This is a genomic window from Pedococcus sp. P1_H8 (assembly GCF_056405175.1).
In genome coordinates this window covers 191641-215673 of the sequence record NZ_JBFUCP010000001.1, presented here as the reverse complement: position 1 = coordinate 215673, position 24033 = coordinate 191641, and the positions used below count along the sequence as shown (strand labels likewise).

Sequence of the window (24033 nt, the reverse complement as noted above, 5' to 3'; positions counted from 1 at the left end):
TCTCCGTCGACGCCGTCGACCCCGTCGACGCCTCCGCGAACACCTCCGGTGACGACTCCCGCACCGTCATGACCGAGGCCGACGTGGCCCGCGTGCTGCGGCGCATCGCGCACGAGATCCTCGAGCACAACAAGGGCGCCGCCGACCTGGTCGTGCTGGGGATCCCGACCCGGGGGGTCGCGCTGGCACGCCGGCTGGCCGCCCTGATCGAGGAGGTCGAGGGCGTGCCGGTGGCAGTCGGTGCCCTCGACGTCACGATGCACCGTGACGACCTGCGCAGGCAGCCGACCCGCAGCCCGATGCACACCGACATCCCCGCCAGCGGGATCGACGACAAGGTCGTGGTGCTCGTCGACGACGTGCTCTACTCCGGGCGCACGGTCCGCGCCGCACTGGACGCGCTGTCCGACCTCGGTCGTCCGCGCATCGTGCGCCTCGCCGTCCTCGTGGACCGGGGTCACCGCGAGCTGCCGATCCGGGCCGACCACGTGGGCAAGAACCTGCCCACCTCGAGCACGGAGAAGGTGCGGGTGCGGCTCAGCGAACCCGACCAGGTCGAGGACCAGGTCACCATCGCCGGAGGGGATGCCCGATGACCGCCACCACGACCACAGCCGCCACCACCCACCCGACGCGCGAGCAGCAGCTGGGCACCCGGCATACCAAGCGGCACCTGCTGTCGTCCGCCGACCTGGGCCGCGAGCAGGTCCGGGCCATCCTCGACACCGCTGCGGAGATGCACGCCGTCCAGCAGCGCGAGGTCAAGAAGCTCCCGACGCTGCGTGGGCGCACGGTGGTGAACCTGTTCTTCGAGGACTCGACCCGCACGCGCAGCTCCTTCGAGATCGCCGGCAAGTGGCTGTCGGCCGACGTCATCAACATCAGTGGCAAGGGTTCGTCGACGTCCAAGGGGGAGTCGCTGCGCGACACCGTCCTGACCGTGGCCGCGATGGGGGTCGACGCCCTGGTGATCCGTCACCACGCGAGCGGCGCCGCTCACCAGGTCAGCCAGTGGGTCGACGCGCACGTCATCAACGCCGGGGACGGGATGCACGAGCACCCGACCCAGGCGCTGCTCGACGCCTACACGTTGGAGCGCCGCCTCGGTGACCTCGAGGGCCGGCACGTCGTCATCGTCGGCGACCTGACCCACTCACGCGTGGTGCGCTCCAACCTCATCACGCTCAGGACCCTCGGCGCCCGGGTCACCCTCGTCGCGCCGCCGACCCTGATGCCCAGCGGCATCACGACGTGGGCGCAGGCCGAGGGCTTCTCGCTGTCGCACGACTTCGACGCGGTGCTGCCGACAGCGGATGCGGTGATGATGCTGCGGGTCCAGCGCGAGCGGATGAGCGGCGGGTTCTTCCCGACGGCACGCGAGTACACCGTCGGCTACGGGCTGACCCGCGGGCGGCTCGATGTGCTCACGACGGCCAACCCCGATGCGGTCATCTGCCACCCGGGCCCGATGAACCGCGGGCTCGAGATCGCGGCCGACGCCGCCGACGGAGCCCAGTCACTCATCCTCGATCAGGTCAGTGCGGGCGTCGCGGTGCGGATGAGCGTGCTTTACCACTTGCTCGCCGGCAACGAGGGAGAGGACAGCTGATGACCACGTTGCTCGTCACCGGGGCAAACCTGCTGGGATCCGGGGCTCAGGACCTGCTCATCGAGGACGGCGTGATCACCGAGGTCGGGTCGATCCGCTCCGCCAAGGGGGCCGACGTGTTGGACGCCGACGGACTGGTCGCCCTCCCCGGTCTGGTCGACCTGCACACCCACCTGCGCGAGCCCGGTCGCGAGGACGCCGAGACGATCGCCTCGGGTTCGGCCGCCGCGGCGGTCGGCGGATTCACGGCGATCCTCGCGATGGCCAACACCAGTCCGGTCACGGACACCGCCGAGGCGGCCGAGCGCATCCTCGACCTGGGCCGGGCGACCGGACTGGTCGACGTCGTGCCGGTCGGCGCCGTCACCAAGGGCCTCGAGGGTGAGGAGCTCGCCGAGCTCGGCCTGATGCACCGGTCCAGGGCTGCGGTGACCGTCTTCTCCGACGACGGGCACTGCGTCCACAACGCCCGGGTGATGCGCCGGGCCCTCGAGTACGTCCGCGCCTTCGGCGGGGTCGTCTCCCAGCACGCCCAGGACCCGCACCTCGCGGGCCCCCACGCCTGCGCCCACGAGGGCGAGCTCTCGGGGCGTCTGGGTCTGCCGGGGTGGCCTGGCATCGCCGAGGAGTCGATCGTGGCTCGCGACGTCATGCTCGCCCGGCACACGGGCTCGCGCGTGCACGTCGCGCACGTCTCCACCGCGGGCACCGTCGAGGTGATTCGCTGGGCCAAGGCACAGGGCATCGCGGTGACCGCCGAGGTCACGCCGCACCACCTCGTGCTGACCACCGACCTGCTGGCGGGCTACGACCCGACCTACAAGGTGAACCCCCCGCTGCGTCCGCAGGAGGACGTCGACGCCCTGCGCGCTGCGCTGGCCGACGGCACCATCGACGCGGTCGCGACCGACCACGCCCCGCACGCCCGCCACGACAAGGAGCACGCGTTCGTCGACGCAGCTTTCGGCATGCTGGGGCTCGAGACGGCGCTCTCGGTGGTCAGCGACGTCATGGTCGGCGGCGGCCTGCTCGACTGGGCGGGCGTGGCCCGGGTGATGTCGGTGGCACCCGCGCGGATCGCAGGGCTGCGCTCGCACGGACAGCCGCTGTCCGCGGGTTCGCCGGCTCACCTGACCCTGGTCGACCCCACGGCGACGGTCACGGTCGACCGCGGCTCGTCGCTGTCGCTGTCCCGCAACAACCCCTGGCACGGCCGCACCCTGCGCGGTGCGGTTCACGCCACGGTCTTCGCCGGTCGCGTGACGGCCCAGAAGGGAGCCATCGCGTGACCCGTCTGCAAGCCGTGGGCGTGCTGCTCGTGGCGCTGGGCCTGATCTATGCCCTCCTGTATGCCGCGTGGCTGCGCAAGCGGCGCGCGCACGAGTCTGCAGCCATCGCCCTGGAGCGCAACCGCACGACGCGCGACCACGCCCTGGAGGCTCCTGCCCTCAAGGAGAAGCCCCCGCAGGTCATCGCGGAGGGAACGTACGTGAGCACCACCGCTGCGGAGAGCAGGCTGGAGCGGGTCACCGTGGAGGGCCTCGGCAACCGCGCCAAGGCAACCCTCATCGTCAGTCGCGGTGACGTCGACGAGCTGGTCCGCATCGACCGCCAGGGCGAGGCCACCGTCATCATCCCGGCTGCCCGCCTCATCTCCGCCCGTCGTGACCGCGGCATGGTCGGCAAGTTCGTGGGTGCCAACCGCCTCGTCGTGCTGCAGTGGCGGGCCGAGAACGGCGACATCTACGAGACCGGCTTCCTGCCCCGGTTCAAGGCAGACGTCGAACGCGTCGAGTCGGCCCTGTGGTGGCACACCGGGGACCAACCTGACCCCGGTGAGGGTGCCACGACCCAGCCTGACAAGGCGCCCACCGATCCCGAGACCGAAGGAAAGACGACACCATGAGCGCCGCTGCACACGGGTTCGACCTGGACCCTGCTCTCGACAGGGCCCCCGCCGTACTCGTGCTCGAGGACGGGCGCATCTTCCGGGGCGACACCTACGGCGCCACCGGTCAGACGGTGGGCGAGGCGGTCTTCTCCACCGGGATGACCGGCTACCAGGAGACCCTCAGCGACCCGAGCTACCACCGGCAGGTCGTCGTGATGACGGCACCCCACGTCGGCAACACGGGGGTCAACGACGAGGACGACGAGTCCGACCGGTTCTGGGTGGCGGGCTACGTCGTGCGCGACCCCGCCCTGCGCCCGTCCAACTGGCGCTCCCAGCGCTCGCTGGAGGACGCACTGGTCGACCAGGGAGTGGTGGGCATCAGCGGGATCGACACCCGGGCCCTGACCCGGCACCTGCGCGAGCGTGGCGCGATGCGGGTCGGCATCTTCTCCGGGGAGCGAGCCGGGCTGCCGGTGACCGAGCTGGTCAACGCCGTCCAGCGCGCTCCGCGGATGAAGGGTGCCGCGCTGGCGGCCGAGGTGAGCACCAAGCAGACCTACGTCGTGCCGGCGGTCGGGGAGCGCCGGTTCACCGTGGCCGCCCTCGATCTCGGGATCAAGGCGATGACCCCGACGCTGATGGCCCAGCAGGGCATCGAGGTCCACGTCCTGCCGGCCGCCTCGACGATCGAGGACATCCGCGCGGTGGGGCAGGACGGCCCCGACGGCGTGTTCTTCTCCAACGGACCGGGCGACCCGGCGACCGCGGACGCCGAGGTGGCTGTGCTGCGCCAGGTGCTCGACGAGCGGATCCCGTTCTTCGGCATCTGCTTCGGCAACCAGCTGCTCGGGCGGGCGCTGGGCTTCGGCACCTACAAGCTGAAGTACGGCCACCGGGGAATCAACCAGCCCGTGATGGACCGCAGCACCGGCAAGGTCGAGGTCACGGCCCACAACCACGGCTTCGCCGTCGACGCCCCGCTGGACGCAACCGTCGCCGCGCCCGCCGACGAAGCCGACGGCACGGCCTACGGACGGGTCCGGGTGTCGCACGTCTGCCTCAACGACGACGTGGTCGAAGGGCTGGAATGCCTTGACCTGCCTGCCTACTCGGTCCAGTACCACCCGGAGGCGGCCGCCGGCCCGCACGACGCGGGCTACCTGTTCGACCGGTTCGTGGAGCTCATGAGCAACAACGAGAAGGGAAACCGCGCCTGATGCCGAAGCGGGAAGACATCAAGAGCGTCCTCGTCATCGGGTCGGGGCCGATCGTCATCGGCCAGGCCTGCGAGTTCGACTACTCCGGCACCCAGGCCTGTCGGGTGCTGCGCGAGGAGGGCATCCGGGTGATCCTGGTCAACTCCAACCCGGCCACGATCATGACCGACCCGGAGTTCGCCGACGCGACCTACGTCGAACCCATCACTCCAGACATCGTCGAGGCGATCATCGCCCGCGAGCGTCCGGATGCGGTGCTCGCGACCCTGGGCGGCCAGACCGCCCTCAACTGCGCGATCTCCCTGCACGAGTCCGGAGTGCTGGAGAAGTACGACTGCCCGCTCATCGGTGCCAACGTCGAGGCGATCCAGCTCGGCGAGGACCGTGAGAAGTTCAAGGGCGTCGTCGAGCGCTGCGGGGCCGAGTCGGCGAAGTCCACGATCTGTCACACGATGGACGAATGCCTCAGTGCCGCAACCGAACTCGGCTACCCCGTCGTCGTGCGCCCGTCGTTCACCATGGGTGGTCTCGGGTCAGGCTTCGCCTACGACGAGAAGGATCTCCGGCGCATCGCCGGCGACGGCCTGCAGTACTCGCCGACCACCGAGGTGCTCCTCGAGGAGTCGATCACGGGCTGGAAGGAGTACGAGCTCGAGGTGATGCGCGACCACGTCGACAACGTCGTCGTGGTCTGCTCGATCGAGAACCTCGACCCGATGGGTGTGCACACCGGCGACTCGATCACGGTGGCCCCGGCGCTGACCCTGACCGACCGCGAGTACCAGCGGCTGCGCGACATCGGCATCGCCATCATCCGTGAGGTGGGCGTGGACACCGGCGGTTGCAACATCCAGTTCGCGGTGAACCCCGTCGACGGCCGGATCATCGTCATCGAGATGAACCCGAGGGTGTCGCGCTCGTCCGCGCTGGCCTCCAAGGCCACCGGGTTCCCGATCGCGAAGATCGCCGCGAAGATGGCGATCGGCTACACCCTCGACGAGGTGCCCAACGACATCACCCGCGAGACGCCGGCCAGCTTCGAGCCCAGCCTGGACTACGTCGTCGTCAAGGTGCCGAGGTTCGCGTTCGAGAAGTTCCCGGCGGCCGATCCCACGCTGACCACCACGATGAAGTCGGTGGGCGAGGCGATGTCGATCGGCCGCAACTTCACTGAGGCACTCCAGAAGGCGCTGCGCTCGATGGAGCGCAAGGACAGCACCTTCCACTGGGACGGCCCGACCCCGAGCGAGGACCAGGCCCGCACCTTCCTGCACGCCGCGAAGACGCCCACGGACGGGCGGATCGTCACCGTCCAGCAGGCGATGCGCGGCGGCCTGTCCGTCGAGGAGGTCCACGAGGCCACCGGCATCGACCCGTGGTTCCTCGACCAGATGGCCCTGATCAACGCCATTGCCGACCGCGTCGTCGCGGCCCCCGAGCTCACGCCGACGCTCCTGCGGCTGGCCAAGCGGCACGGCTTCAGCGACGTGCAGCTCGCCTCGCTGCGGGGCATGCCGGAGGCGGTCGTCCGCGGCGTGCGGCACGCCCTCGGGGTGCGCCCGGTCTACAAGACGGTCGACACGTGTGCGGCGGAGTTCGCCGCGACGACGCCGTACCACTACAGCACCTACGACGAGGAGACCGAGGTGGCGCCGCGTGAGAAGCCCGCCGTCCTCATCCTCGGCAGTGGTCCCAACCGGATCGGGCAGGGTGTCGAGTTCGACTACTCCTGCGTCCACGCCAGCTTCGCCCTGCGGGACGCCGGCTACGACACCGTCATGGTCAACTGCAACCCCGAGACCGTCTCCACCGACTACGACACGAGCAGTCGGCTCTACTTCGAACCACTGACCCTCGAGGACGTCCTCGAGGTCGTGCACGCCGAGCAGCAGGCCGGCCCGGTCGCCGGTGTCATCGTCCAGCTCGGCGGCCAGACGCCGCTGGGCCTGGCCAAGGCGCTCAAGGAGGCCGGCGTTCCCATCGTCGGCACCAGCCCGGAGGCCATCGACCTCGCCGAGGACCGCGGTGCCTTCGGACGCGTCCTCGCGGAGGCCCAGCTGCCGGCACCCAAGCACGGCACGGCCTACAGCGCTGCCGAGGCGGTCGAGGTGGCCCGCGAGATCGGGTACCCCGTCCTCGTGCGCCCGTCGTACGTCCTCGGTGGACGCGGCATGGAGATCGTCTACGACGACGAGACCCTGGCCACCTACGTCACCCGGGCCACCGTCGCGAGCCCCGAGCACCCCGTCCTCGTGGACAGGTTCCTCGACGACGCGATCGAGATCGACGTGGACGCGCTCTACGACGGCACCGACATGTACCTCGGCGGGATCATGGAGCACATCGAGGAGGCCGGCATCCACTCCGGCGACTCGGCCTGCACCCTGCCGCCGGTGACGCTGGGGGTGGCCGAGCTGGAGCGCGTCCGCGAGGCGACCCTCAAGCTGGCCGAGGGCATCGGCGTGCGCGGCCTGATGAACGTCCAGTTCGCGCTGGCCCAGGACATCCTCTACGTCCTGGAGGCCAACCCCCGCGCGTCCCGCACCGTCCCGTTCGTGGCCAAGGCGACCGGTGTGCCGGTCGCGAAGGCCGCGGCCAGGGTGATGCTCGGGGCCACCATCAAGGAGCTCCGCGAGGAGGGTCTGCTGCCACCGCACGGCGACGGCGGCTCGATGCCCAGCCACGCACCGGTGGCGGTCAAGGAGGCGGTGCTGCCCTTCAAGCGGTTCCGCACGCGCGACGGCCAGGTGGTCGACAGCCTGCTCGGCCCCGAGATGCGCTCGACGGGTGAGGTCATGGGCATCGACCAGGACTTCGGGACGGCGTTCGCCAAGGGAATGCTCGCGGCCGGTTCGGGACTGCCGCGCGAAGGCAGGATCTTCGTCTCGGTGGCCAACCGCGACAAGCGCGCGATGATCTTCCCGGTCAAGCGCCTGGCCGACCTCGGCTTCACCATCGTCGCCACGACGGGCACCGCGGATGTGCTGCGGCGCAACGGGATCCCGTCCCAGGTGGTCCACAAGCACAGCGAGCGAACGGCCGGTGACCAGAGCATCGTCGACCTCATCCTCGCGGGCGAGATCGCGATGGTCGTCAACACGCCGAGCGGTCCCAACGCGCGGGCTGACGGCTACGCCATCCGGGCCGCCACGACGTCGATGGACAAGCCGATCGTCACCACCGTGCAGGAGCTGGCGGCGGCCGTGCAGGGCATCGAGGCGCAGATGCACGGCGTGTTCACCGTGAAGCCGTTGCAGGAGCACGCCCGCGACCTGGACCTCTACGACACGGGCACTGGAGTGGGCACGACCAAGGGAGGGACCGCGTGAGCGCGACCACGCGGCACACCTCGCAGGGCAGTGGCGTCGTGCAGGTGACCGGCGAGCTCATCGCGACCCGACGCGTCGGCGCGTACCACCACCTCACCTTCGTGGCCCCCGGACTGGCCGAGCTGGCCCATCCGGGTCAGTTCGTGGCCCTCGCGGTGGGGGGCGACACCAGCGCCACCCTGTTGCGCCGGTGCTTCTCGATCCACAAGGTCAGCCCGTCGGGCACCTACGGCGGCACCGTCGACGTCGTCATCTCGGCGGTGGGGCCGGGCACCCAGTGGCTCAGCACGCTGCGCGCCCACGACGAGGTCGACATCGTCGGGCCGCTCGGTCGGCCCTTCCCGCTGCCCAAGGAGGCGGTGGCGTGCGTGCTCGTCGGAGGCGGCTACGGCAGCGCGCCGCTGTTCTGGCTGGCCGAGGCGCTGCGCGCCCGGGGCTGCCACGTCGAGATGGTCCTCGGGGCGGCCACCGAGTCCAAGCTGTTCGGCGTCGTGGAGGCGCGCCGGTACGCCGACGGTGTCTCGGTGACGACCGATGACGGTTCGGCAGGCACCAAGGGCTGGGTCTCCGACGTGCTGCCGGAGGTCATCCGGCGCACCGGTGCGGGGGTCGTCTACGGCTGCGGACCCATGGGGATGCTCAAGTCCATCACGGACGTCGCCGCCGCCGAGGGCGCGGTCGCCCAGGTGGCGGTCGAGGAGTCGATGGCGTGCGGCGTCGGCGTCTGCATGACCTGCGTCATGCCCGTCACGGGCAACGACGGGGCCACCCGGATGGTGCGTTCCTGCGTCGAGGGTCCGGTGTTCCGCGGTGACCGCGTCCGGTGGGACGCCTTCGTCGACGGGGTATGCCGGGTGCCCACCGACACCGTCGGCGCACCCCGGGTGGGTGGTCACTGATGTCGGTCGACATGTCGGTGCGGCTCGGGTCGGTGACGCTGCCGAGCCCGATGATGACGGCGTCGGGCTGCGCGGCGAACGGTCGCGAGCTGGCGCGGTTCTTCGACATCCGCGAGCTGGGCGCGTTCGTCACCAAGTCCGTGATGGCCGACGCCCGATCGGGGCGGGGTACGCCGCGCATGGCCGAGACCCCTGCCGGGATGCTCAACTCGATCGGCCTCCAGGGGCCCGGCATCTCCGCCTTCGTCGACAAGGACCTTGCCTGGCTCAAGCAAGCCGGTGCCCGGACGTTGGTCTCCATCGCGGGCAACACCAGCGGCGAGTTCGCCGACGTGGCTGCGGCCCTGCGGGCGAGCGACGCCTTCGATGCGGTGGTGGGCGTGGAGGTCAACATCTCCTGTCCCAACGTCGCCAACCGCGGCCTCGTGTTCGCGTGCGACCCGATGGCCAGTGCCAAGGTCGTCGCGCTGGTGCGCGAGCAGCTGCCGCGGGACATCCCCATCTTCGCCAAGCTCACTCCCGATGTGACCGACATCGTCGGTGTGGCCCAGGCCTGCGTGAAGGCGGGCGCCGACGGGCTGACCATGATCAACACGTTGCTGGGCATGGTCATCGACACCGACCGGCTGCGGCCACAGGTGGCTGGGGTGACGGGCGGCCTGTCGGGGCCCGCCATCCGGCCGGTGGCGGTCCGCGCCATCTGGCAGACCCGGGCGGCGATGCTGGAGGGGCGCCTGCCGACGGTGCCGATCATCGGGGTCGGGGGAGTGCGCACGGGGCGTGACGCCCTTGAGCTGGTCGCGGCTGGTGCCAGCGCGGTCCAGGTGGGCACCGCCACCTTCAACGACCCCAGCGCGCCGGTGCGAGTGGGTCGTGAACTGGCAGAACTGTTGCAGGACAAGGGATTCGAGCGGCTCACCGATGCAGTCGGTGTCGCCCACGGGAGGTTGGCGTGACCATGACTGAGTTGACGTTCGGACAACGGCTGCGCGGGGCGATGGATACCCATGGCCCCCTGTGTGCGGGGATCGACCCGCACCGCGCCCTGGTCGAGTCGTGGGGACTCGGTTACGACGTCGATGGGCTGGCTGCCTTCACTGACACGTGCGTCGAGGCCTTTGCCGGGCACGTCGGGGTGGTGAAGCCGCAGTCGGCGTTCTTCGAGGTGTTCGGGTCGCGGGGCGTAGCCATCCTGGAGCGCGCCATCCTCGCCCTGCGTGAGGCCGGCACGCTGGTGATCCTCGACGCCAAGCGTGGCGACATCGGCTCGACCATGGCGGCGTACGCCGAGGCCTACCTCGGCAAGGACGCGGTGGCGCCCGCCGATGCCGTCACGGTGAGCCCCTACCTGGGGTTCGAGTCCCTGCGGCCCGCTCTCGACCTCGCGGCCCAGACCGGACGAGGCGTCTTCGTCCTGGGTCTGACCTCCAACCCGGAGGGCCGCTCCGTCCAGCACGCCCGGCTGCGGGACGTCAGCGTCGCGGAGTCCATGGTGGCCGGTGCGGCAGGCGAGAACGCCGCGGCCCGGGAGCGCGGCGAGCTCGGCAGCGTGGGGCTCGTGGTCGGGGCGACGGTCGGCTCTGCGGTTCAGGAGCTCGGCCTCGACCTCGCGGGGGCCACGGCACCCCTGCTCGCGCCGGGGGTGGGCGCCCAGGGCGGGACGAGCGAGGACCTGCGGCGTGTGTTCGGGGACGCCCTCCCCAACGTTCTGCCGGCCAGCAGTCGTGACGTCCTCAGCTCCGGGCCCGACGTGGCGGCCCTGCGTGACCGCGCCATCCGCACGAACGAGTCCCTGGCCGCCCTCCTGCGCTGAGCCCTCCTGCGTTGAGCGCGGCCCTGGCCGTGCCGAGCCCGGTCGGGGACACGGGGACGCGCTGCTGTGACCGGCGCCATGGAACCTCGACGGGAAACCCGGCGGCGCGGTTGCTAGAGTCGGAAGAGATCACCCAGACACGAACCCGTGCCGAACCGCTTGCGCAAGGAGTACCACCGTGGCCCTTCCCCCGTTGACCCCGGAGCAGCGTGCGGCGGCCCTCGAGAAGGCTGCGGTCGCCCGCCGCGAGCGAGCTGCGGTGAAGAACCGGCTCAAGTACGCCCAGGGTTCGCTCAAGGAGGTCATTGCCGACGGCAAGGCCAACGAGGTCGTCGGCAAGATGAAGGTCTCGGCGCTGCTCGAGTCGATGCCCGGCGTGGGCCGGGTCCGGGCCCGCCAGATCATGGAGGAGGTCGGCATCTCCGAGAGCCGACGCGTCCGCGGCCTCGGTGCCAACCAGATCTCCGCGCTGCTCACCCGCTTCGACGAGGCGTGAGCCGACCCGCTTCCGTCGGCGAGGACCGCCCCCGGCGGCTCGTCGTCCTCGCTGGACCCACCGCTGTGGGCAAGGGCACCCTGTCCGCCCATGTCCGCGACAACTTCCCCGAGGTCTGGCTCTCGGTCAGCGCCACCACCCGCCGCCCGCGGCCCGGCGAGGTCGAGGGCGTTCACTACCACTTCGTCGACGAGGCCGAGTTCTCGCGGATGGAACAGGCCGGTGAGCTGCTGGAGTCTGCCGTCGTGCATGGTCGCAACCACTACGGGACCCCCCGCGCTCCGGTGGAGCTGGCGCTGCGCGAGCACAAGATGGCCCTGTTGGAGATCGACCTCCAGGGGGCCCGCCAGGTCCGGGCCACCATGCCCGAGGCCCTGTTCGTCTTCCTCGCCCCGCCCAGCTGGGACGAGCTCGTCCGTCGGCTGGTCGGTCGCGGCACCGAGGACGAGGAGGAGCGGAGTCGTCGGCTGGACACCGCGAAGGTCGAAATGGCCGCCGAGGACGAGTTCGACGTGACCATCGTCAACGACGACGTTCGTCGTGCGGCCGAAGAACTCGTATCATTGATGCGATCGCACTGACGCCAGCGTCTGCGCAACACCAAGCTGCACCTGACCACAGCTGCGCCTGACCAACACCTGAGCTACCAACAGATAGTGAGTACCCCCCGTGTCTGGAACCGTCGCCAACCCGATCGGCATCACCAACCCGCCGATCGACGACCTGCTCACCAAGGCCGACTCCAAGTACGCCCTGGTCATCTACTCGGCCAAGCGCGCCCGCCAGATCAACGCGTACTACAGCCAGCTGCAGGAGGGCCTGCTCGAGAACGTCGGCCCGCTCGTCGACAGCCAGGTGCACGAGAAGCCGATGTCGATCGCCCTGCGCGAGATCAACGAGGGCCTGGTCATCTCCACGCCGATCGAGAGCTGAGCCCGGACGCGGGCCGGACGAGGGCAGGGGACAGGGGCGCCGTGGCGCGCATCGTCCTGGGTGTCAGCGGCGGGATAGCGGCCTACAAGGCGTGCTCGCTGCTGCGCCTGTTCACCGAGGCTGGCCACGACGTCACCGTGGTGCCGACCGAGTCCGCCCTGCAGTTCGTCGGAGCCTCCACGTGGGAGGCGCTGTCGGGCAAGCCCGTGCACACCGGAGTCTGGGACTCGGTGCACGAGGTGCCACACGTCCGCCTCGGACAGACCGCCGACCTGGTCGTCGTCGCGCCGGCCACCGCCGACCTGCTCGCGAAGGCCGCGCACGGCCTGGCCGGCGACCTGCTCACCAACGTCCTGCTGACCGCGCGGTGCCCCGTCGTCATGGCGCCGGCGATGCACACCGAGATGTGGGACCACGCGGCCACCCAGGCCAACGTCTCCATCTTGGCCGAACGCGGCATACACATCATCCCGCCCGCGTCGGGGCGCCTCACCGGCGCCGACACGGGGCCGGGCCGCCTCCCCGAACCCGAGACGTTGTATGCCGTGTGCGAGCGGATCCTCGCCCACCCCGCGCCCCACATCGGTGTTGGAAGCGAAACGACCGGATATCCGGAAGCTTCGGCACGCACTCCCGCCACGACCTCCGAGCTTGAAGGGCGCACGGTGGTCATCACCGCGGGAGGGACCCGGGAGCCGATCGACCCGGTGCGGTTCCTGGGCAACCGCAGCTCGGGCAAGCAGGGCTACGCCCTCGCCCTGGTGGCCGCCCGGCGCGGGGCGACCGTGACCCTGCTCGCCGCCAACACCTCCCTGCCCGCGCCGGCGGGAGTGACGGTGGTGCCGGTCTCCACCGCGCTCGAGCTGCAGGCGGCGGTGGAGGTGGCTGCCAAGGACGCCGACGTCGTCGTGATGGCCGCTGCCGTGGCCGACTTCCGACCGGCGCACTACGCGGACGCCAAGATCAAAAAGACGTTCGGTGCCCCCGGCGGCCCCGAGGCGCAGTCCGCGCCGACCATCGAGCTGGTTCGCAACCCCGACATCCTCGCCGGTCTGGTGGAGTCGCGCGGTGAGGAGGCCAGTCCTGTCATCGTCGGGTTCGCCGCCGAGACCGGCGACGACGAGGGCGGGGTCCTCGAGCACGGCCGCGACAAGCTGGCTCGCAAGGGCTGCGACCTGCTCGTCGTGAACGAGGTGGGCGCCGACAAGACCTTCGGCCAGGACGACAACACCGTCCACATCCTGCGGCTGGGGTCCAGCCACGTGACCGACGCCGGGCCGGCGTCCAAGGAGCTGGTTGCCGCCGCAGTGTGGGACGCCGTCCAGGAGATCCTCTGACCTAGGTACACTCTCGGGGTCGCGCGGCCTGTCGCCGCAGCGGCCAGCATCGTCAGCATTCGCTGCTCCAAAGGAGAAATGAGTGTCCGCTCGCCTGTTCACGTCCGAGTCCGTCACCGAGGGCCACCCGGACAAGATCTGTGACCAGATCTCCGACGCGATCCTCGACGCCATGCTCGACCAGGACCCGGGCAGCCGGGTCGCGGTGGAGACAATGGTGACGACCGGCCTGGTCCATGTGGCTGGCGAGGTCACCACCGAGGCCTACGTCGAAATCCCCAAGATCGTGCGCGACACCGTGCTCGGCATCGGCTACGACTCCTCCACCAAGGGCTTCGATGGCGCCTCCTGCGGTGTCGAGGTCTCGATCGGCCAGCAGAGCCCCGACATCGCCCAGGGCGTCGACACGGCGTACGAGAACCGCACTGGTGGCGTCGACCCGCTGGACAAGCAGGGTGCCGGCGACCAGGGCCTGATGTTCGGCTACGCCTGCGAGGACACCGCCGAGCTGATGCCGCTGCCGATCCACCTCGCGCACCGGCTGGCCGAGCGACTCACCACCGTCCGCAAGAGCGGCGAGGTCGCCTACCTGCGCCCTGACGGCAAGACCCAGGTGACCATCGGCTACGACGGCGACAAGGCCGTCCGGCTCGACACCGTCGTCCTGTCCACCCAGCACGCCGAGGACATCTCGCTCGACGGACTGCTCGCACCCGACATCATCGAGCACGTGATCAAGCCCGTCCTGGCCGAGCTGGCCGACGAGGGCACCGAGCTCGACCTCTCCGACTACCGCACGTTGATCAACCCGACCGGCAACTTCGTCATCGGCGGGCCGATGGGCGACGCAGGGCTCACCGGTCGCAAGATCATCGTCGACACCTACGGCGGCATGTCCCGCCACGGTGGCGGCGCGTTCTCCGGCAAGGACCCGTCGAAGGTCGACCGCTCAGCCGCCTATGCCATGCGCTGGGTCGCCAAGAACGTCGTGGCTGCGGGCCTAGCCCGGCGCTGCGAGGTCCAGGTCGCCTACGCCATCGGCAAGGCCCAGCCGGTCGGCCTCTACGTCGAGACCTTCGGCACCGAGAGCGTGCCGGTCGACAAGATCCAGTCCGCGATCTCGAAGGTCTTCGACCTGCGGCCGGGCGCGATCGTTCAGGACCTCGACCTGCTGCGCCCCATCTACAAGCCGACGGCGGCCTACGGCCACTTCGGCCGCACCCAGGCGGGCCACGTGGAGAACCCCTTCACGTGGGAGCGCACGGACCGCATCGACGCGCTGCAGAAGGCCGTCAAGGACTGACGGCCCCCTCCGCTAGGTTCGCTCCCGTGAGCGGACAGGAGGGCGAGACCGAGCAGCTGGAGCTGATCCGCTCCACGCTGCCGCGGACCCGCACGCCTCGCACCGAAGCCACCGCGTCCACTGACCCGGTGGCTTCGGTCGTCGTCGACACGGGCCTGGCCCACCTCGACCGACCCTTTGAGTACCTCGTGCCCGAGGCGATGGCCGACAAGGCCGTGCCCGGCACCCGGGTGAAGGTGCGCTTCGCCGGCCAGGACCTCGACGGCTTCCTCGTGGCGCGGGCGGCTGCCGCCGAGCACGAGGGACGGCTTGCGCCGATCCGGCGGGTCGTGTCGCCCGAGCCGGTGCTACGGCCCACCCAGCTCAGGGTCGCCACCGCGGTCGCGGCGCGCTGCGCGGGCTCGCTCGGTGATGTGCTCCGGCTCGCGGTCCCCCCGCGGCACGCCGCAGCGGAGAAGGCGCTTGCGCTGGAGCCTCCGACCCCCGACCCCCTTCCCCAGGTGAGCGGTCCGGGAGGCGTCTGGGACAGGTATGCCGCGGGGCCGGCATACCTGTCGCGGCTGGCGGCGGGGGAGTCGCCAGCGGCCTCGTGGCTGGCCGCACCCAGCTCGGACCCGGCGCAGGACTGGCCGTCGGCGCTGGCGGCGGCAGCGGCCGCCACCCTCGCGGGCGGGCGGGGCAGTGTCCTCGTCGTGCCGGACCACCGCGACGTCGGGCGCGTGGACGCGGCCCTCACCGAGGTGCTCGGCCCCGGGCGTCACGTGCGGCTCACGGCTGACCAGGGACCGCAGGCGCGCTACACCGCATGGCTCAAGGTCCTGCGTGGCCACGTGTCCGTGGTCGTGGGCACCAGGGCGGCGGCTTTCGCGCCGGTGCGCGAGCTCGGGCTCGTGGCATGGTGGGACGACGGCGACGACCTGCTGGACGAGCCCAGGTCGCCCTACCCCCACGTCCGCGACGTGCTCCTCACCCGCGCGGCCGTCGAGGGAGCCGCAGTCCTCTCGGGAGGGTTCACGCGCACCGTGGCCGTGCAGCGGCTCGTCGACTCCGGCGAGCTGCGGACCATCACGGGCGGTGGCCTGCGCGGCGCTTCCCCCCGGGTGCAGGTGGCCGGCGAAGGAGTCGAGGTCGAGCGTGATGCTGCGGCGGCCTCGGCGCACCTGCCTTCCCTCGCCTGGCGGACTGCCAAGGCTGCCCTCGAGTCCGGCCCCGTCCTCGTGCAGGTGCCGCGTCGCGGCTACGTCCCCTCCCTTTCCTGCCAGACCTGCCGCACCGCCGTGCGATGCGGGCACTGCGCCGGCCCAGTCGCCCTGGGCTCCCGTCAGGCCGAGCCGGCCTGCCGCTGGTGCGGGCGAGGGGTCGGGCGGTTCGAGTGTCGGCACTGTGGTGGCCGCGAGCTGCGCTCGTCGGTGGTCGGCGCACGTCGGACGGCCGAGGAGCTGGGCAGGGCGTTCCCGGGGGTTCCGGTGCATACCTCCGGGGCCGGTGCCGTGCTCGACCGCGTGGCGGCCGTGCCGTCCCTCGTCATCGCCACACCCGGTGCCGAACCCGTGGCCGACGGGGGGTATGCCGCGTGTCTGCTCCTCGACGCCTGGGCCAGCCTCGACCGCCCCACCCTGGATGCGGGGGAGGAGGCGTTGCGTCGCTGGGTGGCCGCTGGCGCCCTGACGCGTGGTGCGGCAGCGGGGGGCCAGCTGGTGCTGTGCGGTGCCCCCACCCACACGACGCTGCCGGTCGTCGAGGCCCTGGTCCGGTGGGACCCCGCCTGGTTCGCGGCCCGGGAGCTCGCCGAACGCCACGAGCTCTCGCTGCCCCCGACCGTGGCGATGGCAGCTCTGACCGGTGACCGCCGCGCTCTCGAGGCAGCCCTGCGGCTGGCCCACCTGCCGGCCGCGGTGGACCAGCTCGGTCCGCTGCCGGTGGCCGACGATGCCGTCCGCGTCCTGCTGCGTGCCCCGCTCGAGCAGCGCCCCGCCCTGACCGCGGCCCTGGTCGCGATGAAGGCCGTGCGAAGCGCCCGCAAGGAGAAGGCCAGCATCCAGGTCCGGATGGATCCGCGCGACCCCGCCACCTGACGTGGCGGATTGCGGTCACCTGCGACCCGGCTCAGACCTATCCTGAGGCGGTGGACTACACAGCGACCCTGGTGCTGCACGTTCAGGGCCGATCCCCTCGGTGGCTCTCACCCGTGGTCACCCTCGACGGGCAGGTTCTGCCCCGAGGCGTGGGCTCGCGGGAGCTGCAGGTCTCCGCAGGCGAGCACGTCCTGACCGCACCGTCGCTGGTATCGGACCACCGGAAGGCCGAGCACCGATTCCGGCTCGAGCCCGGTCAGCGGCTGGAGCTGTGGTACGCCCCACCCGTGCAGCAGCTGTACTTCGACGGGCGTTTCGGGACGTCTCCCCAGCCGCCCCCGGGACTGCGGATGGTGACAGTCCTCTTCGTGGCCTACCTCGTGGTCGGGCTGCTGGTGACCTACCTGCGCTGAGCCAGGAGCGTGGCGAGTGCTGGAGGCAGACGGCCTCGAGCGGAGACCGGGGGCAGCGTCCACGTCGGCCCACCTAGACTCTGAGCCGTGTCGATCCAGAACATCCGCCTCTTCGGTGACCCCGTCCTGCGCACCCCGGCCGAGCCCGTCGTCGACTTCGATCGCGAGCTGCGGCAGCTGGTCAAGGACCTGACCGAGACGATGATCGACGCCCCCGGAGCGGGACTCGCCGCGCCGCAGATCGGGGTGGGGCTGCGGGTGTTCACGTATTGGGTGGATGGCGAGCTCGGCCATCTCGTGAACCCCGACCTCGACCTCTCGACCGAGCGCCAGGACGGCGAGGAGGGCTGCCTGTCCTTTCCCGGCCTGCGGTTCGAGACGCCACGCGCGCTCCGGACCGTGGCCAAGGGTTTCAACCAGTTCGGTGAGCCCGTCGTGATCGAGGGCTCGGAGCTGCTGGCCCGGTGCCTGCAGCACGAGACCGACCACCTCGACGGGATCCTGTTCATCGACCGGATGGACCGCGAGCAACGCAAGGTGGCCATGAAGGCGATTCGCGAGGCGCAGTGGGCCGGCGGCGACACTCCTGTCGTCAAGGTCAGCCCGCATGCCACCTTCGGCCGGGGGATGTGATGCGGCTGGTCTTCGCAGGCACACCCGAGCCGGCACTGCCGTCGCTCGAAGCCTTGATCGCCTCTCCGCACGAGGTCGTCGCCGTGGTGACCCGTCCCGACGCGCGGGCCGGCCGTGGTCGCGGCGTGGCGAAGTCGCCCGTGCGCCTTCGAGCCGAGGAGCTCGGCATCGAGGTGCTGACCCCCGACCGCCCGCGCGACCCCGACTTCCTCGAGCGCCTGCGGGCATTGGCCCCCGACGCCTGCCCGGTGGTGGCCTACGGTGCCCTCCTCCCGCAGGCGGCTCTGGACATCCCTCGGCACGGCTGGGTCAACCTGCACTTCTCCCTGCTGCCCGCATGGCGGGGGGCCGCACCGGTGCAGCACGCCGTGATGGCCGGCGACGAGGTGACCGGGGCCTCGACCTTCCTGATCGAGGCGGGACTCGACACGGGGCCCGTCTTCGGGCTGATGACGGAGCGGATCCGCCCGCGTGACACCGCGGGAGACCTGCTCGGCAGACTTGCCGAGGGTGGAGCGGGCCTGCTCGTCGCGACCATGGACGGCATCGCCGACGGCGCCCTGACCCCCGTGCCGCAGGCGGTCGACGGGGTCTCGCTCGCGCCCAAGATCGACGTCGAGGACGCGCGGGTGCGCTGGGAACGACCCTCCGCGGCGGTGGACCGGCAGGTGCGTGGGTGCACCCCCGCGCCGGGCGCGTGGTCCACCTTCCGTGGAGCACGCGTTGGGCTGCTGCCCGTCCACCTCGACGAGGGGTATGCCGGGCCGCAGCTGGCACCGGGAGAAGTCGCCGCCGGAAAGCGCGATGTCCACGTGGGCACCGCCAGCGGGCCGGTCAGGCTCGGCGACGTGCGTCCGCACGGCAAGAAGCAGATGGCCGCGGCTGACTGGGCGCGAGGGGTCCGCATCGACGCAGGAGAACGGTTCAGCCATGAGTGACCAAGGACCACGCGGACCTCGTCGGGGCGACGACGGGGGCCGCCGCAACGCGAAGGGTCGTCAACGCCCCGAGCGCACTCACGGCGACAGGGAGCGCTCTGCGCAGCGGCCCAGCGAACGCAACCGCAGCAGCGACCCGCAGCGCCTCGCGGCCTACACGGTCCTGCGCGCCGTCGCGGAGGGGGCCTACGCCAACCTCGAGCTCCCGAAGGTGTTGCGCGACAGGGGGATCAGCGGCCGAGATGCCGCGTTCACGACTGAGCTCGTCTACGGCGCCGTGCGGATGCACGGGCTCTACGACCCCGTCATCAGCGTGGCGGCGGGGCGACCGGTGACCAAGATCGACCCCAATGTCCTGGACACGTTGCGGCTCGGCGCCCACCAGCTGCTCGGCATGCGGGTGCCGACCCACGCAGCCGTCGACGAGACGGTGGGGCTCGCGCGCAAGGTCAACGGCGCTGGCGCAGCAGGGTTCGTCAACGCAGTCATGCGTCGGATCAGCGAACGTGACCTCGACGCCTGGCTCTCGGAGGTCGTGCCGGCCGGCGACCTGACCGCCAGGTTGGCCGTCGAGCAGTCCCACCCGGAGTGGATCGTCAAGGCACTGCGTGCTGCGCTGCTCGGCCACGGCGCCGCGACGGCCGACACCGTCGACGCGGAGCTGGTCGCTCTTGTGACGTCGGACAACGCCGCGGCGAAGGTGTCCCTCGTGGCCCGGCCGGGACTGGCCACGGTGGCCGAGCTCGTGGACGCGGGCGCCGCGGCCTCCCGGCTCTCGCCCCTTGGTGCGATCCTCGACGGAGGTGACCCGGGCGGCATACCCGCTGTGCGTGAGGGGCGGGCGGCGGTCCAGGACGAAGGATCGCAGCTCGTCGCACTGGCCTTGGCTGCTGTACCGATCGAGACCGACCGGCCCGAGCAGTGGCTCGACCTGTGCGCCGGTCCGGGGGGAAAGGCGGGCCTGCTGGCGGGTCTGGCCATCGAGGCGGGCGCCGACCTCACGGCCAACGAGGTCAGCGAGCACCGCACCGACCTGGTCCGTCAGACTCTGCGTCCCGCGATCGCGCGGGCGACGCAGGCCGGTCTCACCGTCACGGTGCGGACCGGAGATGGTCGGACGGTCGGCGAGGACGAGCCCGATCGCTACGACCGCGTGCTGGTCGATGCTCCATGCACGGGTCTCGGTGCCCTGCGTCGCCGCCCCGAGGCCCGGTGGCGTCGCACCCCTGCTGACCTCGCCGACCTCGGCAAGCTTCAGCGCGAGCTGCTCGCCTCGGCCATCGACGCCACGGCGCCCGGTGGAGTCGTCGCCTACGCCACCTGCAGCCCGCACCTGGCCGAGACGTCGTTCGTCGTGGGTGACGTGACCAAGCGCCGATCGGACGTGGAGCTCCTCGACGCCCGCGACTTCGTCCGTGACAGCGATGGTGCCGTCGTGGTCGTCCCCGGCACCGGCCCCACGGTGCAGTTGTGGCCGCACCTGCACGGCACCGACGGCATGTTCCTGGCTCTCCTGCGCAAGAAGGGGTGACCGAAGCACCGAGCTGCTCGTGGCGGCGCAGGCAGGAGGTACAAGTGGGAGGTGCAAGCGGGCGGTCCAGGCGGCCGGGCAGGCGGGCGCTGCGCGCGGTTCGGCTAGGGTCGCCGGTATGCCGGTGACCTTCCGCCCGATGCTCCTCGAGGACGCGCTCGGGGTGGGGGCCATGCACCACCAGGCGTGGGTGGACACCTACGGGGCCGAGCTGCCCGAGGGCTACTTCGCCACGTGGACCGTCGACGACGCCATCCAGCGCTGGCGGGACCTGTTGGCTGCACCGACCCCAGCGGGGACGAAACGCCTCGCGGCGGTCGAGCGCCGGGACGAGGGCGAGACGATCTGCGGACTCGTGGCGGCCGGAGCCTCCCGGGACCCGGCCGGGCGACCGCGGAGCACCCGGCCCGCGGAGCTGTGGGCGCTCTACGTCGCGGCACCCCGCCTTGGCACCGGGCTCGGCCAGCAGCTCCTCGACGCCGTGCTCGAGCCACAGGAGCCAGCCGAGCTCTGGGTCTTCCGCGGCAACCCACGAGCGCGTGCCTTCTACACCCGCAACGGCTTCGCACCGGATGGTGCGACCTACGTCGACGACCGCTTTCCCGACCTTCCCGAAATCAGGTTGGTCCGCTGACCCCGTCGGAATAGCGATCGGTGGCAGCCGGTTTGCCCACAGGTGAGCACACCAGCGCTGTCCGTCCTCGACCTCGTCCCCGTCCGCAGCGACCAGACCACGGGTGACGCGCTGGCCGCGACCCGGTCGCTGGCCCGGGTGGCGGACCGCTACGGTTACCGCCGCTACTGGCTGGCCGAGCACCACAACATGCCCGCCGTGGCGGCAACGAACCCGCCGGTCCTCATCGCGATGGTGGCGGCGGCAACGCAGCGGATCCGAGTCGGTTCAGGCGGGGTCATGCTGCCCAACCACGCACCCCTGGTCGTGGCCGAGCAGTTTGCCCTGCTGGAAGCGGCTCACCCGGGGCGCATCGACCTAGGGATCGGACGTGCCCCCGGCACCGACCCGGTGACGAGCTACGCGCTGCGACACGGCGCCGGCGGCGTCGACCAGGACGCGGTCCAGCGGTTCCCCCAGTACGTCGACGACGTCATCGCACTGATGTCCCCAGAGGGGGTCGGCATCAGAGCCGGCGGCGAGGTCCATACGTTGCGCGCCACTCCTCGCGCAGCCTCGGCACCCGACGTCTGGCTGCTCGGCTCGTCCGACTACTCGGCGCGCCTGGCCGCCGAGCGCAGCCTGCCGTACGTCTTCGCCCACCACTTCTCCGGCCGCGGCACGGCGGCAGCCCTCGACCTCTACCGCACCCGCTACACCCCGTCGGCCGCGCATCCCGAGCCACGCACCTTCCTCACCGTCAACGTCGTGGTGGCGCCCACCCAGGCCGAAGCCGAGCGACTCGCCCTGCCGAACCTCGCATCGATGGTGGCGCTGCGGACCGGCGGACCACTGGCTCCCCAGCTGCTCGTCGAGCAGGCAGAGGAGGCAGGCACCGCGGACGCACACCGCGGCCTTGCCGCCGAGATGCGTCAGCGTTGGGTCGTGGGCACCCCTGATGCCGTCGCCGAGCAGCTCACCGCCCTCGCGACCGAGTACGACGTCGACGAGGTGATGGTGCACCCGGTCGCCGGAGCCGTGGTCGGCACGCCCGCAGCCCTCGCCCCGGCCCGTGAGGCGACCCTGGCGCTGCTGGCCGCGGCCTTCGCTCGGCAGGTGGCGTAGGTCGAGCAGGCGGCGTCAGTCGGCACGCGACGTGCCCCGAGCCGCCAGTTCTGGCCTCAGCCCGGCCTTCCGAGACGATCGAGCACCTCGTCGATGAGGTCGACGTGGGGGCGCTCTCCAAGGGCCTCGTGCATCGCCCTGGCCTGACGCAGGTGCGTCTCGGCGTCCGGTCGCACCAGGTGAACGCCGACCATGCCGATCGCGCGCTCGAGGGCTGCGTCGAGAGCCGTCGAGGCCATGGTCTGGGCATGGCCCCGAGCTGCTGTCAGGGCCGCGTCGGCCGCGCGCGGGTCGCCAGCCAAGGCGTGCGCCTCCGCGAGGCTCAGCTCGACCAGCGCGATCCCCGGGGCGTTGTCCGGCCTGATCGTGAGCATTTCCCTGGCACTACTGATCCGTCGGACCGCCTCGTCGCCGTCTCCCCGCTGCAGCGCTGCCTGCCCGAGGTGGAGCTCGCAGTAGCCGGCATCGACCTCGTGCGCAGCCATCTCGGAACGCAGGTACAGCCCCTGGGCCTCGCGCACGAGGGCCTCGCCCTGGACCAGGCGCTGGCGACGGATGTGCAGGTCTCCGAGGATGCGGCGACGTCCGGCCTCCTCGTCGGGGTCGGGATCGGGGATGGCCAGCAGGCGCAACGCCGTCGCATCGTCGCCGGTCTCGATCGCCACCTGCGCGCGTTGGTGTCGGGCGATCGCCGTGGTCGGTTCCTCTCCGAGAACGGCAGCAGCGTCGACATACCTGCCGAGCCCGATCAGCGCGCCACCTCGCAGGATCAGATCCGTGTCGCCCAGACTGGGTCGCAGTCGAGCGGGTAGCACCGGGTGGTCGAGGAGCTGCAGGGCCCGGACGTACTGCCCCGTGAGAACGGCACTCGTGGCGCGGACCCGGTTCCCCACCACGCGATACGGCCAGGGCGGCTGGGGGTGGTCCAGGACCTGGTCGTGGTGGCCCAGCAGGAGCAGGCGGTTCATCTCGGCGAGCTTGCGTCTGGCGATCCGGTCGGTGACGGCAGCCCAGACGAAGGTTGCGACGGAGACCGCGAGCAGCACGATGCCCAGCGCCCCGAGTGTCAGGAGTGCCTCCATGGGCCGATTGTGCAGGCTCACTGCGCGATGGGTCCCACGGTCACGGCAAGGCCGATCCGTTCGGACGAGGCTGCCTCGATTAGGGTTGGCGCCGTGCAGATCTCGCCGAGCATCCTGTCCGCCGACTTCGCGAACCTCGCGAGCGAGCTGGGCCGCATCGCCAATGCCGACTGGGCCCACGTCGACGTAATGGACGGCCACTTCGTGCCCAACCTCACCCTCGGCCTGCCTGTCGTCGAGGCCCTCGCGAAGGTGAGCCCGATCCCGCTGGACTGCCACCTGATGATCGATGACCCAGACCGCTGGGCCCCGATGTATGCCGAGGCGGGCGGTGCGTCCGTGACGTTCCACATCGAGGCGGCTCGTGACCCGCGAGCCCTGGCGAAGAACCTCCGCGCCCTGGGTGCCCGGGCCGGGATGGCCATCAAGCCGGGCACGCAGTTCGCTCCCTACGAGGACCTCCTGCCCGACCTCGACATGGTGCTCGTCATGACGGTGGAGCCTGGTTTCGGGGGGCAGTCCTTCATGGCCGACCAGATGCCGAAGGTGGCCCAGGTCCGCGACGCCGTTCGCCGCTTCGGTGGAGAGGTCTGGGTGCAGGTCGACGGGGGAGTGTCGGCCAAGACCATCGAGGAGTGCGCCGAGGCCGGTGCCGACGTGTTCGTCGCCGGGTCGGCCGTCTACGGTGCCGACGACGCAGCGGCCGCAGTGGACGAGCTGCGCGCACTGGCGACGACGCACGCCCACTGAGCCGCGCGGCATACTCCGGGTTCCCAGCGGTCCCGGCGGTCCC

Annotated in this window: 23 protein-coding genes; 22 read left to right on the top strand and 1 reads right to left on the bottom strand. The window is 71.2% G+C overall.

Going from position 1 to position 24033, the window contains the following annotated elements; all coding sequences use genetic code 11:
- Positions 1 to 68 precede the first annotated feature (68 nt).
- The 21 genes from pyrR (at position 69) to AC1DYG_RS00925 (ending at position 22158) form a co-directional block, all read left to right on the top strand.
- Entirely contained in the window at positions 69 to 596 is a 528-nt protein-coding gene (pyrR, locus tag AC1DYG_RS01025) for a bifunctional pyr operon transcriptional regulator/uracil phosphoribosyltransferase PyrR (protein ID WP_477638220.1), read from the top strand.
- Positions 593 to 1609: an aspartate carbamoyltransferase catalytic subunit gene (locus AC1DYG_RS01020; RefSeq protein WP_477638038.1), complete on the top strand. Its 1017-nt coding sequence runs from the start codon at positions 593 to 595 to the stop codon at positions 1607 to 1609. The genes pyrR and AC1DYG_RS01020 overlap by 4 nt, the downstream gene beginning before the upstream one ends.
- A complete protein-coding gene (locus tag AC1DYG_RS01015) occupies positions 1609 to 2898 on the top strand; it encodes a dihydroorotase (protein ID WP_477638037.1) in 1290 nt (429 codons plus the stop codon). Before AC1DYG_RS01020 ends, AC1DYG_RS01015 begins: the two co-directional genes overlap by 1 nt.
- The gene (locus AC1DYG_RS01010) at positions 2895 to 3515 is read left to right on the top strand and encodes a PH-like domain-containing protein (protein ID WP_477638036.1); all 621 of its coding nucleotides are present in this window, start codon (positions 2895 to 2897) and stop codon (positions 3513 to 3515) included. Before AC1DYG_RS01015 ends, AC1DYG_RS01010 begins: the two co-directional genes overlap by 4 nt.
- The gene (carA, locus tag AC1DYG_RS01005) at positions 3512 to 4720 is read left to right on the top strand and encodes a glutamine-hydrolyzing carbamoyl-phosphate synthase small subunit (RefSeq protein WP_477638035.1); all 1209 of its coding nucleotides are present in this window, start codon (positions 3512 to 3514) and stop codon (positions 4718 to 4720) included. The genes AC1DYG_RS01010 and carA overlap by 4 nt, the downstream gene beginning before the upstream one ends.
- Positions 4720 to 8049: a carbamoyl-phosphate synthase large subunit gene (gene carB / locus AC1DYG_RS01000; protein WP_477638034.1), complete on the top strand. Its 3330-nt coding sequence runs from the start codon at positions 4720 to 4722 to the stop codon at positions 8047 to 8049. The genes carA and carB overlap by 1 nt, the downstream gene beginning before the upstream one ends.
- Positions 8046 to 8948: a dihydroorotate dehydrogenase electron transfer subunit gene (locus AC1DYG_RS00995; RefSeq protein WP_477638033.1), complete on the top strand. Its 903-nt coding sequence runs from the start codon at positions 8046 to 8048 to the stop codon at positions 8946 to 8948. Before carB ends, AC1DYG_RS00995 begins: the two co-directional genes overlap by 4 nt.
- Positions 8948 to 9904: a dihydroorotate dehydrogenase gene (locus AC1DYG_RS00990; RefSeq protein ID WP_477638032.1), complete on the top strand. Its 957-nt coding sequence runs from the start codon at positions 8948 to 8950 to the stop codon at positions 9902 to 9904. The genes AC1DYG_RS00995 and AC1DYG_RS00990 overlap by 1 nt, the downstream gene beginning before the upstream one ends.
- 2 nt (positions 9905 to 9906) lie before the next feature.
- Positions 9907 to 10761 carry an orotidine-5'-phosphate decarboxylase gene (pyrF, locus tag AC1DYG_RS00985; protein WP_477638031.1) on the top strand — a complete coding sequence of 285 codons (855 nt, stop codon included), beginning with the start codon at positions 9907 to 9909 and terminating at the stop codon, positions 10759 to 10761.
- 178 nt (positions 10762 to 10939) lie between these two features.
- Complete coding sequence (mihF, locus tag AC1DYG_RS00980) at positions 10940 to 11257, top strand: integration host factor, actinobacterial type (RefSeq protein WP_179420118.1); 318 nt, start codon at positions 10940 to 10942, stop codon at positions 11255 to 11257.
- Positions 11254 to 11838: a guanylate kinase gene (gene gmk, locus AC1DYG_RS00975; protein WP_477638030.1), complete on the top strand. Its 585-nt coding sequence runs from the start codon at positions 11254 to 11256 to the stop codon at positions 11836 to 11838. Before mihF ends, gmk begins: the two co-directional genes overlap by 4 nt.
- 88 nt (positions 11839 to 11926) lie before the next feature.
- On the top strand, positions 11927 to 12190 hold the full coding sequence (rpoZ, locus tag AC1DYG_RS00970; RefSeq protein WP_140737392.1) for a DNA-directed RNA polymerase subunit omega: 264 nt from the start codon (positions 11927 to 11929) through the stop codon (positions 12188 to 12190).
- A 41-nt stretch (positions 12191 to 12231) separates the two neighbouring features.
- Entirely contained in the window at positions 12232 to 13527 is a 1296-nt protein-coding gene (locus AC1DYG_RS00965) for a bifunctional phosphopantothenoylcysteine decarboxylase/phosphopantothenate synthase (RefSeq protein WP_477638029.1), read from the top strand.
- A gap of 82 nt (positions 13528 to 13609) precedes the next feature.
- Entirely contained in the window at positions 13610 to 14830 is a 1221-nt protein-coding gene (metK, locus tag AC1DYG_RS00960) for a methionine adenosyltransferase (protein WP_477638028.1), read from the top strand.
- 26 nt (positions 14831 to 14856) lie between these two features.
- Positions 14857 to 16905, top strand: coding sequence for a primosomal protein N' (locus AC1DYG_RS00955; RefSeq protein WP_477638027.1), 2049 nt, complete (start codon positions 14857 to 14859; stop codon positions 16903 to 16905).
- 50 nt (positions 16906 to 16955) lie between these two features.
- A complete protein-coding gene (locus AC1DYG_RS00950; RefSeq protein WP_477638026.1) occupies positions 16956 to 17318 on the top strand; it encodes a hypothetical protein in 363 nt (120 codons plus the stop codon).
- 87 nt (positions 17319 to 17405) lie between these two features.
- Positions 17406 to 17951, top strand: coding sequence for a peptide deformylase (def, locus tag AC1DYG_RS00945; RefSeq protein WP_477638025.1), 546 nt, complete (start codon positions 17406 to 17408; stop codon positions 17949 to 17951).
- Positions 17951 to 18889 carry a methionyl-tRNA formyltransferase gene (gene fmt / locus AC1DYG_RS00940; protein WP_477638024.1) on the top strand — a complete coding sequence of 313 codons (939 nt, stop codon included), beginning with the start codon at positions 17951 to 17953 and terminating at the stop codon, positions 18887 to 18889. Before def ends, fmt begins: the two co-directional genes overlap by 1 nt.
- Positions 18882 to 20420: an RsmB/NOP family class I SAM-dependent RNA methyltransferase gene (locus AC1DYG_RS00935; protein WP_477638023.1), complete on the top strand. Its 1539-nt coding sequence runs from the start codon at positions 18882 to 18884 to the stop codon at positions 20418 to 20420. Before fmt ends, AC1DYG_RS00935 begins: the two co-directional genes overlap by 8 nt.
- A gap of 118 nt (positions 20421 to 20538) precedes the next feature.
- Positions 20539 to 21054 carry an N-acetyltransferase family protein gene (locus AC1DYG_RS00930; RefSeq protein ID WP_477638022.1) on the top strand — a complete coding sequence of 172 codons (516 nt, stop codon included), beginning with the start codon at positions 20539 to 20541 and terminating at the stop codon, positions 21052 to 21054.
- Between the two features lie 42 nt (positions 21055 to 21096).
- Positions 21097 to 22158 carry an LLM class flavin-dependent oxidoreductase gene (locus AC1DYG_RS00925; RefSeq protein ID WP_477638021.1) on the top strand — a complete coding sequence of 354 codons (1062 nt, stop codon included), beginning with the start codon at positions 21097 to 21099 and terminating at the stop codon, positions 22156 to 22158.
- Positions 22159 to 22214: 56 nt separating this feature from the next.
- Here the strand turns inward: AC1DYG_RS00925 and AC1DYG_RS00920 are convergent, their stop codons facing one another.
- A complete protein-coding gene (locus AC1DYG_RS00920; protein WP_477638020.1) occupies positions 22215 to 23240 on the bottom strand; it encodes a hypothetical protein in 1026 nt (341 codons plus the stop codon).
- A 93-nt stretch (positions 23241 to 23333) separates the two neighbouring features.
- On the opposite strand from AC1DYG_RS00920, the gene rpe reads away from it, so the two are divergent.
- Positions 23334 to 23990 carry a ribulose-phosphate 3-epimerase gene (gene rpe, locus AC1DYG_RS00915; protein ID WP_477638019.1) on the top strand — a complete coding sequence of 219 codons (657 nt, stop codon included), beginning with the start codon at positions 23334 to 23336 and terminating at the stop codon, positions 23988 to 23990.
- Positions 23991 to 24033 lie beyond the last annotated feature (43 nt).